The sequence below is a fragment of the Actinoplanes sp. ATCC 53533 genome, assembly GCF_003947245.1.
In genome coordinates, this window is record NZ_QHHV01000352.1 from 1 (window position 1) to 14917 (window position 14917).

At 70.7% G+C, this 14917-nt stretch carries 11 protein-coding genes and 1 pseudogene; 2 read left to right on the forward strand and 10 right to left on the reverse strand.

Going from position 1 to position 14917, the window contains the following annotated elements; translation table 11 throughout:
- Positions 1-393, forward strand: a pseudogene (locus DMB66_RS62025) (hypothetical protein); the annotation flags it as partial.
- Between the two features lie 3 nt (positions 394-396).
- Here the strand turns inward: DMB66_RS62025 and DMB66_RS56810 are convergent.
- The 5 genes from DMB66_RS56810 to DMB66_RS56830 all read right to left on the reverse strand — a co-directional run bounded on the left by DMB66_RS56810 (position 397) and on the right by DMB66_RS56830 (position 8728).
- Positions 397-1926 (reverse strand): multicopper oxidase family protein, encoded by a 1530-nt coding sequence (locus DMB66_RS56810; protein ID WP_125812299.1) that lies wholly within the window; start codon positions 1924-1926, stop codon positions 397-399.
- Between the two features lie 137 nt (positions 1927-2063).
- Positions 2064-2831, reverse strand: coding sequence for a hypothetical protein (locus DMB66_RS56815; RefSeq protein ID WP_233625562.1), 768 nt, complete (start codon positions 2829-2831; stop codon positions 2064-2066).
- Between the two features lie 93 nt (positions 2832-2924).
- Positions 2925-5009, reverse strand: a complete 2085-nt coding sequence (locus DMB66_RS56820; RefSeq protein WP_125812300.1) for a PQQ-dependent sugar dehydrogenase — start codon at positions 5007-5009, stop codon at positions 2925-2927.
- 13 nt (positions 5010-5022) lie between these two features.
- Positions 5023-5943: a sugar phosphate isomerase/epimerase gene (locus DMB66_RS56825; RefSeq protein WP_125812301.1), complete on the reverse strand. Its 921-nt coding sequence runs from the start codon at positions 5941-5943 to the stop codon at positions 5023-5025.
- Positions 5944-6424: 481 nt separating this feature from the next.
- A complete protein-coding gene (locus tag DMB66_RS56830; RefSeq protein WP_125812302.1) occupies positions 6425-8728 on the reverse strand; it encodes a bifunctional diguanylate cyclase/phosphodiesterase in 2304 nt (767 codons plus the stop codon).
- A gap of 567 nt (positions 8729-9295) precedes the next feature.
- Between DMB66_RS56830 and DMB66_RS56835 the strand changes: the two genes are divergently transcribed.
- Positions 9296-9922: a hypothetical protein gene (locus DMB66_RS56835; RefSeq protein ID WP_125812303.1), complete on the forward strand. Its 627-nt coding sequence runs from the start codon at positions 9296-9298 to the stop codon at positions 9920-9922.
- A 25-nt stretch (positions 9923-9947) separates the two neighbouring features.
- On the opposite strand, the gene DMB66_RS56840 is transcribed toward DMB66_RS56835, so the two are convergent.
- The 5 genes from DMB66_RS56840 to DMB66_RS56860 form a co-directional block, all read right to left on the reverse strand.
- On the reverse strand, positions 9948-10349 hold the full coding sequence (locus DMB66_RS56840; RefSeq protein ID WP_125812304.1) for a hypothetical protein: 402 nt from the start codon (positions 10347-10349) through the stop codon (positions 9948-9950).
- A 39-nt stretch (positions 10350-10388) separates the two neighbouring features.
- On the reverse strand, positions 10389-11609 hold the full coding sequence (locus DMB66_RS56845) for an ROK family protein (protein WP_233625563.1): 1221 nt from the start codon (positions 11607-11609) through the stop codon (positions 10389-10391).
- A gap of 165 nt (positions 11610-11774) precedes the next feature.
- Positions 11775-12872 (reverse strand): sugar-binding protein, encoded by a 1098-nt coding sequence (locus DMB66_RS56850; RefSeq protein WP_125812306.1) that lies wholly within the window; start codon positions 12870-12872, stop codon positions 11775-11777.
- A gap of 57 nt (positions 12873-12929) precedes the next feature.
- A complete protein-coding gene (gene mmsB, locus DMB66_RS56855; protein WP_125812307.1) occupies positions 12930-14225 on the reverse strand; it encodes a multiple monosaccharide ABC transporter permease in 1296 nt (431 codons plus the stop codon).
- Positions 14222-14917: ATP-binding cassette domain-containing protein (locus tag DMB66_RS56860; protein ID WP_148112909.1), on the reverse strand; the 696-nt coding region annotated here is incomplete at its 5' end. The genes DMB66_RS56860 and mmsB, both read right to left, overlap by 4 nt.

Sequence of the window (14917 nt, forward strand, 5' to 3'; positions counted from 1 at the left end):
ACCTACGAGACGGTCTACCGGCTCAAGCGCGGGCAGGCCGGCGCCAACCTGGGATGGCCGCGCTTCGAAGGCACCAACGAGCTCAACTTCAGCCGGAAGTTCAAGGTGCCGGACAACGCCGTGAAGCCCATCCACCAGTACAAACACAAGGGCGGCGCGGCGGTGATCGGCGGCTATGTCTACCGCGGCACGGCGATCCCGGGCCTGGCCGGTGCGTACGTCTTCATGAACTTCTACCGTCCGGTGTGGGCGATGGGCAAGGGCGGCACGAAGGCGGTGGTCGAGCTCGACCTGAAGCTGCCCAGCCTGCTGACCTCGTTCGGTGAGGACCCCGACGGCGAGCTGTGGATCCTCACGCTCCGCGACGGGATCTACAAGATCGCGCCCAAGTGAGCCTCATCGCCGGTAGCCGAGAGCCGCCATCATGCCGGACTCGGCATGGTAGATGTTGTGGCAGTGCAGCACCCACAGGCCCGGGTTGTCCGCCTCGAACACCACCGACACCGAGTCCTCGACGCGGACGTTGACGGTGTCCTTGCGGGGGCCGGATGACGAGCCGACCGCGAAGGTGTGGCCATGCAGATGCACGGGATGCCACATGTGGGCGGAGTTGACCAGATCGAGCTGGATCCGTTGCCCGGCCTGGATCGGAACCAGGTGTTCGGTCAGCTTGTCGTGGGTGAGCGGTCGGCCGTTGAAACCCCAGCTGTAGCTGGTCGTGCCGCCGGTCAGCTCCATCTGGATGACCTGATCGGGCTCCCGGTCGTCGAGCCGGACCGCCTCGGCCGGCGCCAGCTCGTCGTAGCCGACGATGCGACCGTTCAGCGCGGCGGGGCGGACCTTCGGTTTCGGGGCGGTGCCGGCACCGGTGCGTACCAGCCCGAACGCCGCCCCCTTCTTACCCTCCGCGAGCGCCACCAGCGGGAACACTCCGTCGTCCAGATCGACGAGGACGTCGTACCGCTCGCCCATGCCCAGCACCAGCGCGTCGGTCTCGACCGGCTTGACCGGGAACCCGTCAGTGTGGGTGATGGTCATCTTGTGCCCACCCAGCGCCACCCGGAACGCCGTGTCGCCGCCCGCGTTGACCAGCCGCAGTCGTAACCGGCTACCCGGCCGTGCCCGGAAGGTTTCCGGGTGTGCCGGGAGCCGCCCGTTGAGCAGGTAATGCGGGTAGTCGACGTCACCGCCCGGGCCGCCGAGGACCTCGCTGTTGCCCTCTCCGCCCTGCGCACCGTGGCCCGGCCCGTCCTGCAGCTTGGCCAGCACGGCGTCCGGCGTGCCGGCGACCCCGTCGAGCCAGTCGTCGAGCACCACCGTCCACTCGTCGTCGTAGGCGAGTGTCTCCTGGGGATCGTCCACGAGCAGCACCGCGTAGAGCCCGCGGTCGAGCTGGGCGCCGGCGTGCGGGTGGAACCAGTAGGTGCCGGGCTGCGGGGCGGTGAACTCGTAGGTGAACTCGGCGCCGGGCAGCACCGCCGCCTGGGTCAGGTGCGGCACCCCGTCCGCGGCGTTGCGCAGCGCGATGCCGTGCCAGTGCAGGGTCGTCTCGGCCGGCAGCCGGTTGACCAGGGTCGCGCGGACCACCTCGCCGGCGGTGACCCGGATCGGCGGGCCCGGGATCCGGCCGTCGTAGCTCCAGGTGTCCACCTCGAGACCGCCGAGGTCGACCTGCCCGGCGGTGGCGGTCAGCCGGAAGCTCCGGACCGCCCCCGGGCGGCGGCCGGCCTCGGCGGCGCGCGCCTCCGGGCCATCCGGTGACACGAAGCCATCCGGTATCAGCAGGCCGCCGGTGCCGCCGGGCGAGGCGCTGCTCTGGTGGTGGACGGCAGGGTCCGGGCCGCTGGGGTCGCAGGCTGCCAGCAAGCCGGCGCCGCCGGCGGCCAGGCCGGCCCGCAGCAGGGTGCGGCGGCTAGTCGACGTCACCGCGTCAGGCTATCCGTCCACAACGACGCCCTTCAATCCCGACGACGCCCTCAATCCCGACGACGCCCTTCAACCGCGACGACGCCCTTCAGTCCCGACGACGCCCTTCAATCGCGACGACGTCCGAAACCCGACCGCTACAACGAGCTGAGCCGGGCCGCGACGGCCACCGCGCCGATGTCGCCCTCGCGCAGGCGGGCCGCCGCCTCCGGCTCGCCCAGCCCGATCAGCCGCTGGGCCGCCGTGTCCAGCAGCGCCTCGTTGCCGCCCAGCAGCTTGCGGGCCAGGGCCGCCTGGATCGGGGTCAGCTCCGCGTACGCGCACTTGTCCAGCGCCACGATGGTCTCCTCGTCCAGGGTGCCCGCCAGGGCCCGCTCGGTGACGACGCGCAGCAGCCACGACGGCCACCAGCTGTACTTGCCGAGCAGGTGGCCGGAGCGGACCGCCTCGCGCGGGCTCTGGCCGCCCTCCAGCAGGCGCAGGGCCATCGGGATGTCGAAGCGTTCCAGCCGCAACGCCGTGACGAACAATTGTTGCAGCTTCTTGACGCCGACCAGGGGCTCGGCCGCCGCCGCGGCCGCCGCGTACTCGCCGCGCAGGGCCAGGCAGATGATCGCCGCCTCGTCGGTGGAGATCGCCGCACCGGTCGAGCGTTCCTCGATGCGTTCAATGGTGTGCACCAGGCGGTCGGCGGCCTCCCGGGCCAGCTCGGCCCGCTCGGCGCTGGCGGGGCGCTCCAGGTGGCGGACGACGTTGTCGGCGGCGATCTGGACCTCGCGGCGCAGCAGCGGCGCCTTGATGTACGGGCCGACCAGGTCGCTGAGGCCCTCGACCAGGTAAGCCGCGTCGAACCGGTCGGACGCTTCGAGGAACTGCGCCCACCACTTCTCCAGGTGCACCCCCACGGCTCCAGGGTGGCGCACTCGCGGCCCCGATGCGGGCGAAACGGCCGAGGTCACCGCCGGGGGTGACGGCGGTGACCTCGGCGCGGAGGTGGATCAGCCGGCGGTCGGGGTCAGGACGACCTGATCCGTGCCGGTCTGCGGCGGGGTGCCGGTGTCCGTGTACGACGCCACGAACACCGCGGTCAGGTTCCCGGCACCGGCGTGGCCGGGGTCGACGAACGTCTGGATGGAACCGCTGCAGCCGTTGGCGGTGGACAGCGGGTGGCCGTGCTGGTCGTGGCCCAGGATGTAGGTCACGGTGACCGCGGCGCAGTTGACCGGCTGGTCGTCCACCACGCTGACCTGGAAGTTCACCGTGTCACCGAACTGGAAGGGCTGGCCTTCCGTCGGCGTGACGAGGGTGACCTGCGGGGCTGCCGTGCCCACCGGGAGCAGCACCTCGGCCGACGCCCAGCGGCCGGTCGGGTCGGTCACCTTCAGCGTGGGCCGGTAGTTGCCGTTCTCGGTGAACGTGTAGACCGCGTTCGCCTGCCGGGAGTCGACGACGCCGTCGGCGTTGAAGTCCCACGCGTACCGCAGGCTGTCGCCGTCGGGGTCGGTGGTGCCGGCGCTGGAGAACGTCACCGTCAGCGGGGCCGCACCGGACATCGGCGTCGCCGTGATCTTCGGCAGCGGGCTGCGGTTGCCGCGGACGTAGTCGATGCGAGCCAGCTGCGCCTCCGGGTTCTCGGAGAAGAAGCCGTCGCCGTACTCCAGGACGTAGAGCGCGCCGTCGGGGCCGAACTCCAGGTCCATCGGGTTGTCGAAGATGAACGACGGCAGCACCTCCTTGATCGAGGTGACCTTGTTGCCGGCGCCGAGCGTGAACTCCTGGACGTAGTCGCGGGTCCACTCGTAGAACAGCGGCTTGCCGTCGTAGTACTTCGGCCACTTGGTCGCCGAGGAGTTCTTGGCGTCGTAGTCGTACGCCGGGCCGCCCATCGGGCCGATGCCGCCCGTGCCCAGCTCGGGGAACTCCGCCGAGGCCGCGTACGAGTAGATGACCTCCGCCTTCTCCACCGGTGGCAGCTTGCGCTTACCGGTGTTGTTCGGCGATTCGTTCACCGGCGCCGCGCAGTTGAACGGCTGGCCGGAGGTCCGGGTGGCGAAGTCGAAGTCGACATACGGCAGGTCCGGCGAGACACAATAGGGCCAGCCGTAGTTGGCGGGCTTGTCGACGGCCATCCAGCGCCCCTGCCCGGCCGGGCCGCGCGCGGGGTTGGCGCTGTTCGCGTCGGGCGAGTAGTCGCCGACGTACGCCACGTTGGTGTTCTTGTCGACCGCGAACCGGAACGGGTTACGCAGCCCCATCGCGTAGATCTCCGGGCGGGTGAACGCCGTACCGGGCTTGAAGAGGTTGCCCTTCGGCACGGAGTAGCCGCCGTTGGCGCCGACCTTGATCCGCAGCAGCTTGCCGCGCAGGTCGTTGGTGTTGGCGGCGGTGCGCTGCGCGTCGAAGGCCGGGTTGCGGTCGGGACGCTCGTCGATCGGCACGTAGCCGTCGGAGGCGAACGGGTTGGTGTCGTCGCCGGTGGACAGGAACAGGTTGCCGGCGCCGTCAAAGTCGATCTTGCCGCCGACGTGGCAGCAGATGCCCCGGTCGGTGCCGACCTCGATGATCTTCTGCTCGCTGGCCAGCGCGAGCGAGTTGCCGTTGAGCTTGAACCGCGACAGCCGCATCACGCCCTTGAACCGGGCGAAGTCGGCGGCGGTGCCGTTCTCGGGCGCGTTGCCCTCGTTGACCGCGGGCGTCGTCGGGTCGTCGGCGGGGGTGTTCAGCGGCGGCGAGTAGTAGATGTAGACCCACTTGTTCTTGCTGAAGTTCGCATCGATCGCGACGCCCTGCACGCCCTCCTCGTCGTGCTGGTAGACGGGGATCTTGGCGGCCAGCACGTTGCGCCCGCTCTTGGGGTCGTTGATCCGCACCTCGCCGGTGCGGGCCGTGTGCAGCACCCGCTTGTCGGGCAGCACGGCCAGCGCGATCGGCTCGCCGGGGAAGTCGTTGAGGGTGACCTTCTGGAAGTTCGAGTCGGCCGGGGCTACGGGCGCGGCTCCGGCGGTGGCCACGGTGGACGGGACGGACAGGGCCGTCGTCACCAGCGCCAGCACGGGTACGGCGGTCAGCAGTCGCTTCTTCATGCAGCTGTCCCCTTTAGAACCGGAGGTTGTCGAGGTAGCGGAAGCCGACCTCAGCCGTGCTCAGTGCGTCGGCCGGGGTGCGCGGCGGACTGCCCGCGTCGTCACGTTCCACGATGTACTCGACCAGGCCGGCCTCCTTGGAGTGCTCGAAGATGCGGCCGAAGTCGATCAGGCCGTCGCCCGGGTCGGCGAAGCTGCCCGAGGGCGCCAGGTCCTTGACGTGCACCTGGCGGATCCGGCCGCGGTGCTCGTGGATCAGGTCCACCGGGTCCCGCGCGCCGCGGAAGGCCCAGAACAGGTCGACCTCGAGGTGCACCAGGCCGGGGTCGGTCTCGCGGGTCAGGATGTCGAAGCCGGTGCGCTTGCCACCGTCCTGCCGGGCGAACTCGTTCTGGTGGTTGTGGTAGCCGAAGCTGAGCCCGGCCTTGCGGGCCATCGCGCCGGCCTTGTTCAGGTCCTTGGCGAACGCCTTGTAGACCGATCCGTCGCGGATCGGGCCGTTGGGGCCGGCACCGAAGTACGGGTGCACGATGTACTTGTTGCCGACGATCAGCGCGTCATTGAGGACGGCCTGCCAGGTCGAGGCGTTGAAGGGCTGCGGGATGCCGGCGTGCCCGGAGGTCGCGCGCAGCCCGGCGGCGTCCAGGGCCGCGCGGAACTGGGTCGCGGTGCGGCCGACGAAGCCGGCGTGCTCGACCCGGGTGTAGCCGATCTGGGCCAGCCTGGCCAGGCTGGTCTCCAGGTTGATGCCGAGCTGGTCGCGCAGGGTGTAGAGCTGCACGCTGATCTTGTCGCGGGGCACCCGGGCGGGCCGGCTGCCGCCCTTGCCGGCCTCGGCGGGCGAGGCGAGGAGGGCGGAGGTGCCGACCACGGCGGCACCAGCCGCGGCGGCGCCCAGAAGATTGCGGCGGCTGAGGTTGGACTCGTTCTGCATCGCTTGCACTGCCTCCCGGTCGGTGGTGCGGGAATGACGTGGACGCACGGCATCGGCCGCTCGGGCGGCGGCTCTCGGTGAGCCGGTACGCACGTCGGAGCACTTTTGTTGCATCGAGGTCGTTCGCTTGCTGATGTTAATGGTTTGTTTCGCTCAAGTGGCGAAAAGAATCTTCGAAATATTCAAAAGTTTGGCTCTTCAGAGCCGTAAGTGCCCGTCAAAGCCGTGGAACAGGCCGTTCGGACACGCCGGACATCACCCGTTCCGGAGTGCTTCGCGCAGCCCACCGGCCCGATTCTCGGCTCGTGACGGCGCCTGCCTCGGGACGGCGCCGGCCTCGGGACAGCGCCTGCCTCGGGAAAGCGCCGGCCTCGGGAAAGCGCCGGCCTCGGGACAGCGCCTGCCTCGGGAAAGCGCTGGCTTCGGGACGGCCGTGTCTCTCACCGTGCCCGGACCGGCCGGGCGGGGCAAGCGGGAAGCGTCAGGCGGTGACGGCGCTGCGCTCGGCGGCGAGCAGCTCGCTGAATTCCTCGGGACGCACCGGGCGGCCCAGGTGATAGCCCTGACCCAGGGTGTAGCCGAGCAGGCGCAGCTGCTCCGCCTGGGCCTCGTTCTCGATGCCCTCGGCGACCGTGTCCAGGCCCAGCGCGTTCGCCAGCTGGATGACCGCGCGGGCGACCGCCTGCCGGGCGTCCCGGCCGCCGGGCTCGCCGTCCTCGATCTCGATGCCGTCCACGAAGGATTTGTCCAGCTTGACGATCGCCGCCGGGAACGAGCGCAGCAGGCTCAGCGACGACTCGCCGGTGCCGAAGTCGTCGAGCGCCAGCGCCACGCCCAGCCGGTCGAGCTCGTGCAGGGTGCGCGAGACCTGCGGGCCGCGCAGCACCGCCGATTCGGTCAGCTCCAGCACCAGGCGGTCGGTGGGCAGGCCGTGGTCGGCCAGCGCGGACAGCACGTCCGAGACGAAGTCGGGGTCGTGCAACTGCCGCGCCGAGACGTTGACGCCGGGCTTCTGCACCGCGTCGGGGCCGAACTCGGCCAGCCAGATCGCCATCTGCCGGCAGGTCTCGCGCAGCACGAACCGGCCCAGCTCGACGATGAGCCCGGTGCGCTCGGCGACCGGGATGAACTCGATCGGCGGCACCGGGCCGCGGACCGGGTGATCCCAGCGCACCAGCGCCTCCACCCCGATGATCTTTCCGGTGGCCAGGGCGAGCAGCGGCTGGTAGACGACCCGGAACTCGCCCTCGTCCAGGCCCCGGCGCAGCTCGCCGCCGAGCTGGATGTGCGCCAGGATCGGCTCCTCCATGCCCGGCAGATACCGCACGTACCCGGCCTTGCCGTGGCCCTTGGCGGCGTACATGGCGACGTCGGCGTCGCGCAGCACGCCGTCGATCGTGGCGCCCGGCACCGCGGTCGTGATGCCGATGCTGGCCTGCACCAGCAGCCGGTGCGCGCTGATCGGCCGGGTGAGCGCGTCCAGGATGCGCTGGGCGACGGTCTCCCCCACGATCGTGCCGCCGGTGAGCAGGACGGCGAACTCGTCGCCGCCGATGCGGATCGGCAGGCCGTCGACCCCGCACTGCTCGCGCAGCACGTCGGCCACCGCGACCAGCAACTGGTCGCCGACGTCGTGGCCGAGCGAGTCGTTGACGGTCTTGAAGTCGTCCAGGTCCACCAGCAGCACGGTCGCGGAGGCGCCGTTGACCAGCGCGGCGTGCAGGACGCCGCGGAACCGGGCCCGGTTGGCCAGGCCGGTCAGGCTGTCGTGGCTGACCTCGTACTGCAGCCGCACCTCCTGCCCGCGGATGTCGCTGAGCAGCCGCTTGTTGTCGCGGAACGCCACGAACTGGCGGACCGTGACCAGGACGCTGACCAGCACGGCGGCGATCAGCGAGACGCGGCCGGGCCAGTGCAGCGGGCCGGCGGCCACGGCGATCAGCGGCAGGTCCGCGGCCGCGATCGCCAGGTACGGCAGCAGCGGCGAGGACCGGCGCGACACCCGGCGGCCACCGAGCGTGGCTCTGGCCTGCGCGCGGGCGGCGAGGGTGAGCAGCACCGGCGCGATCGGCAGCACCAGGGCCTGCGACGGTACGCCCCCGGCGTTGCCGAACGTGGTGGCCAGCACGGCCACCCCGGCGGCGGTCAGGAACATGGCCGCCACCAGCCGCATCGCCGTCCGGTCCACCGGGCCGTCGCCGAGGTACGAGACCTTGGTGATGCCGCCGATCGAGAGCAGAAAGGCCAGCCCGACCAGCGACAGGGTCTGCGGGGCCCACCGCTCGGTGGCCGTCAGCATCGGGGCGAGCCCGAAATGCCAGAGCACGGTAGCGCCGCCGAGGAAGGCGACGAGCCGGTCCAGGTGCATCCGCCAGCGCTCGGCGGGGTTCATCATGCCGACCGGCACCCGGGCGACCGCCCACATGGCCAGCACGAAACCGAGGCCGACACAGGCGGCGGCGGACAGCGGCATGTCCGGCGGCATGTCACCCACGGAGTCGCGGGCGGCGCCGACCGCCATCAGCAGGTAACCGACCGTCATGAAGACGGCGGCGATCAGCAGGGTCAGCCAGAAGCGGCCGGCCGTACGGTCGCCGCGGACGGTGCGCCAGAGCTGAAACAGGGCGGCCACCGCGAAGACGCCACCCAGCGGCACGGCCAGATAGGCGAACGCGACGTGCCCGGCGCCGACGGTGCTGAACAGCACGAACCACAGCGAACTGGCGGTGGCGAGGCCGACAGTGATCCACACGTAGCGTGCGGGTGCACAAGTGTCCTCGGCCATGCTGAAAGCATCGGCAACCGACAGTCCCGGTGAAGGAAAACCCGACTCGCCAGGATTACGCGCAAGATCGCCGTGGTCCACCGGACCAGGCTGCCGCACCGGCGGCCCCGAGACCATCCGCGAAACGGACTATCGCCCCAGACCTACCGTCGCCCGAACAAGCGTTTCCGCTACCGGGTCCGCATCCTTCCACGGAAGCAGAGCGGGAAGGCCGCGTTTCCTCCAGGGAAGCAGAGCGGGAAGCCCACGCGCTTCCTCCAGGGAAGCAGAGCGGCAAGCCCACGCGCTTCCCCCAGGGAAGCAGAGCGGCAAGCCCACGCGCTTCCCCCAGGGAAGCAGAGCGGCAAGCCCACGCGCTTCCCCCAGGGAAGCAGAGCGGCAAGCCCACGCGCTTCCCCCAGGGAAGCAGAGCGAGAAGGCCACGCTTCCTCGAGGGAAGCAGAGCTGCCGGCCGGGATCGGCCGAAAGTCGGAGGGCCGGTCCGGGGATCAGTCCCCGGCTAGATGTGCGCCGGGCGGCGCGAAGCGATGCTGGCTGCACTGTCGCGCACTGCTCAGGGGGAACCGGATGACGTCCGTACCGCATCACTACGACACCACGCCGCTGGCGCACACGGACGTCCTCGTCCTGGACTACCTGGCCGCGGTCTGGGGTGCCAGTGAGGACCTCGCGCCCGAGTTGCGCGACGAGCTCATGACCACCGTCGCGGACTACATCGCGATGCGGCGCACCTCGGCCGCCGACCCGCTGGAGGACCCACGGCACATTCTGCACCGGCTGGGTCCTCCTGAGGCGCTCGTGGCCGCCGTCCGCCGCGGCCGGATGCCGGCCCACCTGCGGCGCCCGGCCGTGCCCGCGCCGCTGCCGCCGCCCGCGGCCACGGCGTCCGGCCATCTCGAGTACGCGGGGATAGCCCTGCTCACCGCCGGTGCCGTGGTGCTGCCGGTGATCAGCCCACTGGCCGGGCTGCTGCTGATCTCGGGGTCACGGCGGTGGAGCCCGGCGCAGAAGACCGCCGCCTGGGTGCTCGCCGCGCTGCCGGCCCTGCTCGGCTTCATGCTGGTGCTGGCCGCGATCGTCTTCGGCGGCGGCGGCGAGGAGGCGCTGTTGCTCGCCTACCTGGCGATGGTCGGTGGCGCGATCATCGCCGGCCTGTCCCTGCTGCCGGGTCTGGCGGCGCGCCGACAGTACTGAGCGGGAGCCTGATCGACGGGTGGGCTCAGCCGTCGGCGGGCTGGCGCAGCGTGGCGCGGGCCAGCATGGCCAGCGCCAGGGCGGAGTGCGCCGGAAGCAACCCGAGCAGAGGGAACACCCCGCCGAAGAGGAAGCCCGCGGCCAGGGCGGCCACGATCCCGGAGGCGATCGACAGCGAGCCGGCGACGGCCGCCTGCGCCAGCCCGGTCGTGCCGCGGACCACGGCCACGAAGCCGGCCAGCGCCGCGACCAGCGCGAACAGGACCGCGACCTGGGTGGCGGGGCTGCCGAAGACCGCCTCGCGGCCGACCTCGGGAATGCCGGCGCCGAGCGCGACCAGCATCGGCAGCTCGAACAGCGGCGGCACCAGCCAGAGCAGCGTGCTCAGCCAGCGAGCCGTTGCGGCACTCGCCGGTGTTTCCGTCATCGATCCCGCCTCCGTCGCTCGATAGTGATCAGTCTGCGCCTAGCCCGCAACCCCGGCGTTCAGCGGGTCGGCCAGCAACTGGTCGAAGGCGAGTTCGGCGGCGCCGATCAGTGCGGCGTCGCGGCCGAGGGTGGCGGCGCGCAACTGCACGTGCTCGCGGGAGGCCGGCAGCGCGATCCCGTCCAGCCGGCGCCGGACCACGCCGGCGCCGGCGGCGTACACCTCGCGCAGCGATCCGCCGAAGACGACGAGGTCCGGGTTGACCACGTTGACCAGGTTGGCCACGCCGAAGCCGAGCCAGTCGGCGACCTCGCGGACGGCCGAGCCGGCCGTGGGGTCGCCGCCGACCGCGGCGCGCACCACCTCGCTGGCCGCGCCCGGCTCCCCCGCCGCGCGGCCGGCGTGGCGCAGCAGCGCGGCCTCGCCGATCTCGGTCTCCCAGCAGCCGCGCGAGCCGCAGCCGCAGGGCAGCCCGTCCGGGTTGACCACCATGTGGCCGACCTTGCCGCTGTGCCCGCGGTGGCCGGTCACCAGCCGGCCGCCGGTGATGATGCCCGCGCTGACCCCGAGGTCGCCGTGCAGGTAGACCAGGTCGTTGACGCCCGCCGCCACCCCGCGCAGGTGTTCGGCGAGCGCGGCGATGTCGGCCAGGTCGCCGGTGACGAAGCCGGGGCCGGCCGGGAGCTCGGCGCGCAGCGCGTCGGCGAGCTTCTCGTCGGCGGCGCCGATCCGGATCCGCCCGGCGCCGTCGCGGGACGTGTCGGCCACCGCCGCGGCCCCGCCGACCAGCAGCGCGTCGCCGGGGACGGAGCGGTGCATGTCGCGGAGGAGGGCGGCCAGCGGCACCACCGCGTCGAGCACCGGCATCCCGGGCGGGCGGCGGATCTCCCGCAGGTCGAGGATCCGCCCGCCGAGGCCGATCCGGGCGGCCCGCAGCAGGTCCGCCTCGATGCTCAGCGCGTGCGCGTAGACGCCCGCGGAGCGGGGGCTGACCACCAGCGAGGGCCGGCCGGCCCGGCGCGCGGCGGTGGGTGCCTCGGCCTCCTCGGTGACCAGCCCGGCGGTGGTCAGGTCGAGGGCGAGGGCGCCGATGGTGCTGCGGTTGAGCCCCAGCCGGCCGGTGAGCTCGGCCCGGGAGGTCGGGCCGTGCACGTGGACGTAGCGCAGCACGGCGCCCAGGTTCTGCCGGCGGATCTCCTCCTGGCTGGCGCCCGGTGCCGCCGGGAGCGCGGGCTCCGCGGCTCGCCCGGACCGGGACAGCCCGGACGGTACGGGTGTGACCACTCTCAGGCCTCCTCTCGGTACGGGTAGACAAACGAGTACGGGCGTGCGACGACGTGCGGGCCGGACAACGACGAAGGGTCCCCGGAGACGGACTCCGGGGACCCCAAGGGCCGTCAGCGACTAGTGACTACCCTGTCGTACCTACTTCGTCAGCGGCGCGAGCTTCGGGTCGTTCGCGTACGCCTCGGCCGCGTTCGCCTTGGTGACGGCGACCGGGGGAAGCAGGAACGTGTCGACGACCTTGCTGCCGTTGTTGTAGGACTTCTGGTCGTTCACCTGCGGGGTGCCACCGGTCTGGAGGGCCTTGACCATGGTGATGGTCTCCTTGACCAGCGTACGGGTGTCCTTGTTGATCGTCATGTACTGCTCGCCGGCCATGATCGACTTGATCGACTCGACCTCGGAGTCCTGGCCGGTGACGACCGGGACGGCCTTGCCGGCACCCTTGATCGAGGTGATGATCGCGCGGGCCAGCGTGTCGTTCGGGGAGAGGACGCCGTCCAGCTCCTTGCTGCCGTAGGTCGAGGTCAGCAGCTGGTCCATGCGGGCCTGGGCACCCTCGGCCTTCCAGCCCTGGATGGCGGTCTGCTTGACTTCGGTCTGCTTCGAGGCGACGACGACGTTGCCGCTGTCGATCTCCTTCTTCAGGACGTCCATCGCGCCGTTGAAGAAGACACCGGCGTTGTTGTCGTCCGGCGAGCCGGAGAACAGCTCGATGTTGTACGGCCCGGCCGGCTTCTTGGCCTTCATGCCGGCGAGCAGGGCCTCGCCCTGGAGCTGGCCGACCTTGAAGTTGTCGAACGCGACGTAGTAGTCGAGGTCCGGCGTGTTGGTGATCAGGCGGTCGTACGCGATGACCTTCGCGCCGGCGGCGTGCGCCGCGGCGACCTGGGTCGACAGCTGCGCGGCGTCGGTCGCGCCGATGACGATGACCTTGGCACCCTTGGTCACCATGGCGGTGATCTGGGCCTGCTGGTCGGCGACCGTGGTCGACGCGCCGGCGTACTGCACGTCGCTCTGGAAGCCGGCCTCCTTCAGACCGTTGGTGAACAGGTCACCGGCGAGCACCCAGTTCTCCGAGGTCTTGGCCGGCAGGGCCACACCGATCAGGGAGTTGGCCGCGAAGCCCTTGGCCGGGGTGTCCGAGCCGGTCTCCTCGTCGCGGCCGCCGCCGCAGGCCGTCAGGGCCAGCATCGAGATGGCGCCGATGGCCACCGTCTTGGCAAAGAAAGTACGCATTGGGGGGGTGTTGCCCTTCTTCAGAGGTGATACGGGTGAGAGGGGGTTTGGTGGCCGTCAGCCGGACACCGTCGTCTTGGCGGGTTGGGGGCCCGCTTCCGACGCCGCCGGTGTGGCAGTTGCCTCCCGGCGGAAGGGACGCATGATGCTTCCGATGACGGAGAAGCGCCCCTGGCTCTTGTTGTAGACGTCCAGCGCGACGGCCAGCAGCAGGACCAGGCCCTTGATGATCTGGACCCGGTCGGTGCCGACGCCCTGCAGCTGCAGGCCGTTGTTGAGCACGGCCATGACCAGACCACCGACGATGGAGCCGCTGATCGTGCCGATACCGCCGGCCACGGCCGCGCCACCGATGAAGACCGCGGCGATCGCGTCCAGTTCCCAGCCGTTGCCGTCCTGCGGACCGGAGGCCGCCGACCGGGCCACGAAGATCATGCCGGCCAGCGAGGCGAGCACGGACATGTTCATCATGACGAAGAAGTTGACCCGCTTCAGCTTGACGCCGGACAGCTCCGCGGCGCGCGAGTTGCCGCCGACCGCGTAGATGTGCCGGCCGCCGGCGGTGTTGCGGGTATAGAACGAGTACAGGATGACCAGCGCGACCAGGATGATGCCGGAGACCGGGAAACTGGTGCCCACCCGGCCGCTGGCGAAGCGCAGCGCGACGAAGGCGAGCACGCCGACCATGACGGCCATCCGCAGGATGGAGACCCACAGCGGGCCGGCGTCGGCGTCCATCTCGTGCCGCGTACGCCGGGCCTGCAGCTCCCGCCAGACCACCGCGAGGCAGGCAGCGAGGCCCAGCAGCAGGGTCAGGTTGTTGTAGCCGGTGTTCGGCCCCACCTCGGGCAGGAAGCCCGAGCCGATCACCCGGAAACCCTCGGGCACCGGGATCGTGTTCGCGTTGCCGATGAACTGGTTGCCGCCCCGGAAGATCAGCATGCCGGCCAGCGTGACGATGAACGCCGGTACGCCGATGTAGGCCACCCAGAAGCCCTGCCAGGCGCCGATCGCCGCGCCGATGGCGAGGCCGAAGAGGATGGCCAGCGGCCAGGGCAGGTCCCACTCCGTCATGGACTTGGCGACCAGGATGCCGGCGAACGCGGCGATCGAGCCGACCGACAGGTCGATGTGGCCGGCCACGATCACCATCAGCATGCCGATGGCCAGGATCAGGATGTACGAGTTCTGCTGGAACAGCGCGATCAGGTTGTCCGATCGCAGCGTCAGCCCGTCCGTCAGGAACTGGAACAGCAGGACGATCGCCACCAGCGTGAAGATCATCCCGAACTGGCGGGCGTTGGAGGTGGTGCCTCCGAAGAGGTTCTTCTGAAGGTCCTTGAATCGGCTCATCGCGTCTGCATCTTCTTCGTCGAGGTCATCTGCTTCATGAGGGTCTCCGGGTCCGCGTCCTGCCGGGCGATGTCGCCCGTGATCTGGCCTTCGAACACGGTGTAGATGCGGTCGCAGAGCCCGATCAGCTCGGGCAGCTCCGAGGAGATGACGATGACGCCCTTACCCTGGTCGGCGAGCCGCTGGATGATGCCGTAGATCTCGTACTTGGCGCCCACGTCGATGCCGCGGGTCGGCTCGTCCAGGATCAGCAGGTCCGGGTCGGTGAACATCCACTTCGCCAGGACGACCTTCTGCTGGTTGCCGCCGGAGAGCTTGGAGACGCCCTCGTCCACGGTGGGCGCCTTGGTCCGCAGTTCCTTGCGGTAGGCCTCGGCGGCCTTGTACTCGGCGACCTCGTCGAGCACGCCACGCTTGGTGATCTTGGAGAGCTTGGCGGACACCGTCGACGTCTTGATGTCGTCGAGCAGGTTGAGGCCGATCGCCTTGCGGTCCTCGCTGACGTAGGCGAGCCCGTGGGCGATCGCGTCCGCCACCGACTTGAGCACGATCTCCTTGCCGTCCTTGATGATCGTGCCGGACTCCCAGATCCCGTACGAACGGCCGAAGACGCTCATCGCGAGCTCGGTGCGGCCGGCACCCATCAGGCCGGCGAAGCCGACGATCTCGCCGCGGCGCACCACGTAGCTCTC

Bases quoted from the DNA above. Each gene is read 5' to 3' on its own strand.
- DMB66_RS56820 (WP_125812300.1), bottom strand. From the start codon at position 5,009: ATGAAGAAGCGACTGCTGACCGCCGTACCCGTGCTGGCGCTGGTGACG.
- DMB66_RS56825 (WP_125812301.1), bottom strand. From the start codon at position 5,943: ATGCAGAACGAGTCCAACCTCAGCCGCCGCAATCTTCTGGGCGCCGCC.
- DMB66_RS56830 (WP_125812302.1), bottom strand. From the start codon at position 8,728: ATGGCCGAGGACACTTGTGCACCCGCACGCTACGTGTGGATCACTGTC.
- DMB66_RS56835 (WP_125812303.1), top strand. From the start codon at position 9,296: ATGACGTCCGTACCGCATCACTACGACACCACGCCGCTGGCGCACACG.
- DMB66_RS56840 (WP_125812304.1), bottom strand. From the start codon at position 10,349: ATGACGGAAACACCGGCGAGTGCCGCAACGGCTCGCTGGCTGAGCACG.
- DMB66_RS56850 (WP_125812306.1), bottom strand. From the start codon at position 12,872: ATGCGTACTTTCTTTGCCAAGACGGTGGCCATCGGCGCCATCTCGATG.
- mmsB (WP_125812307.1), bottom strand. From the start codon at position 14,225: ATGAGCCGATTCAAGGACCTTCAGAAGAACCTCTTCGGAGGCACCACC.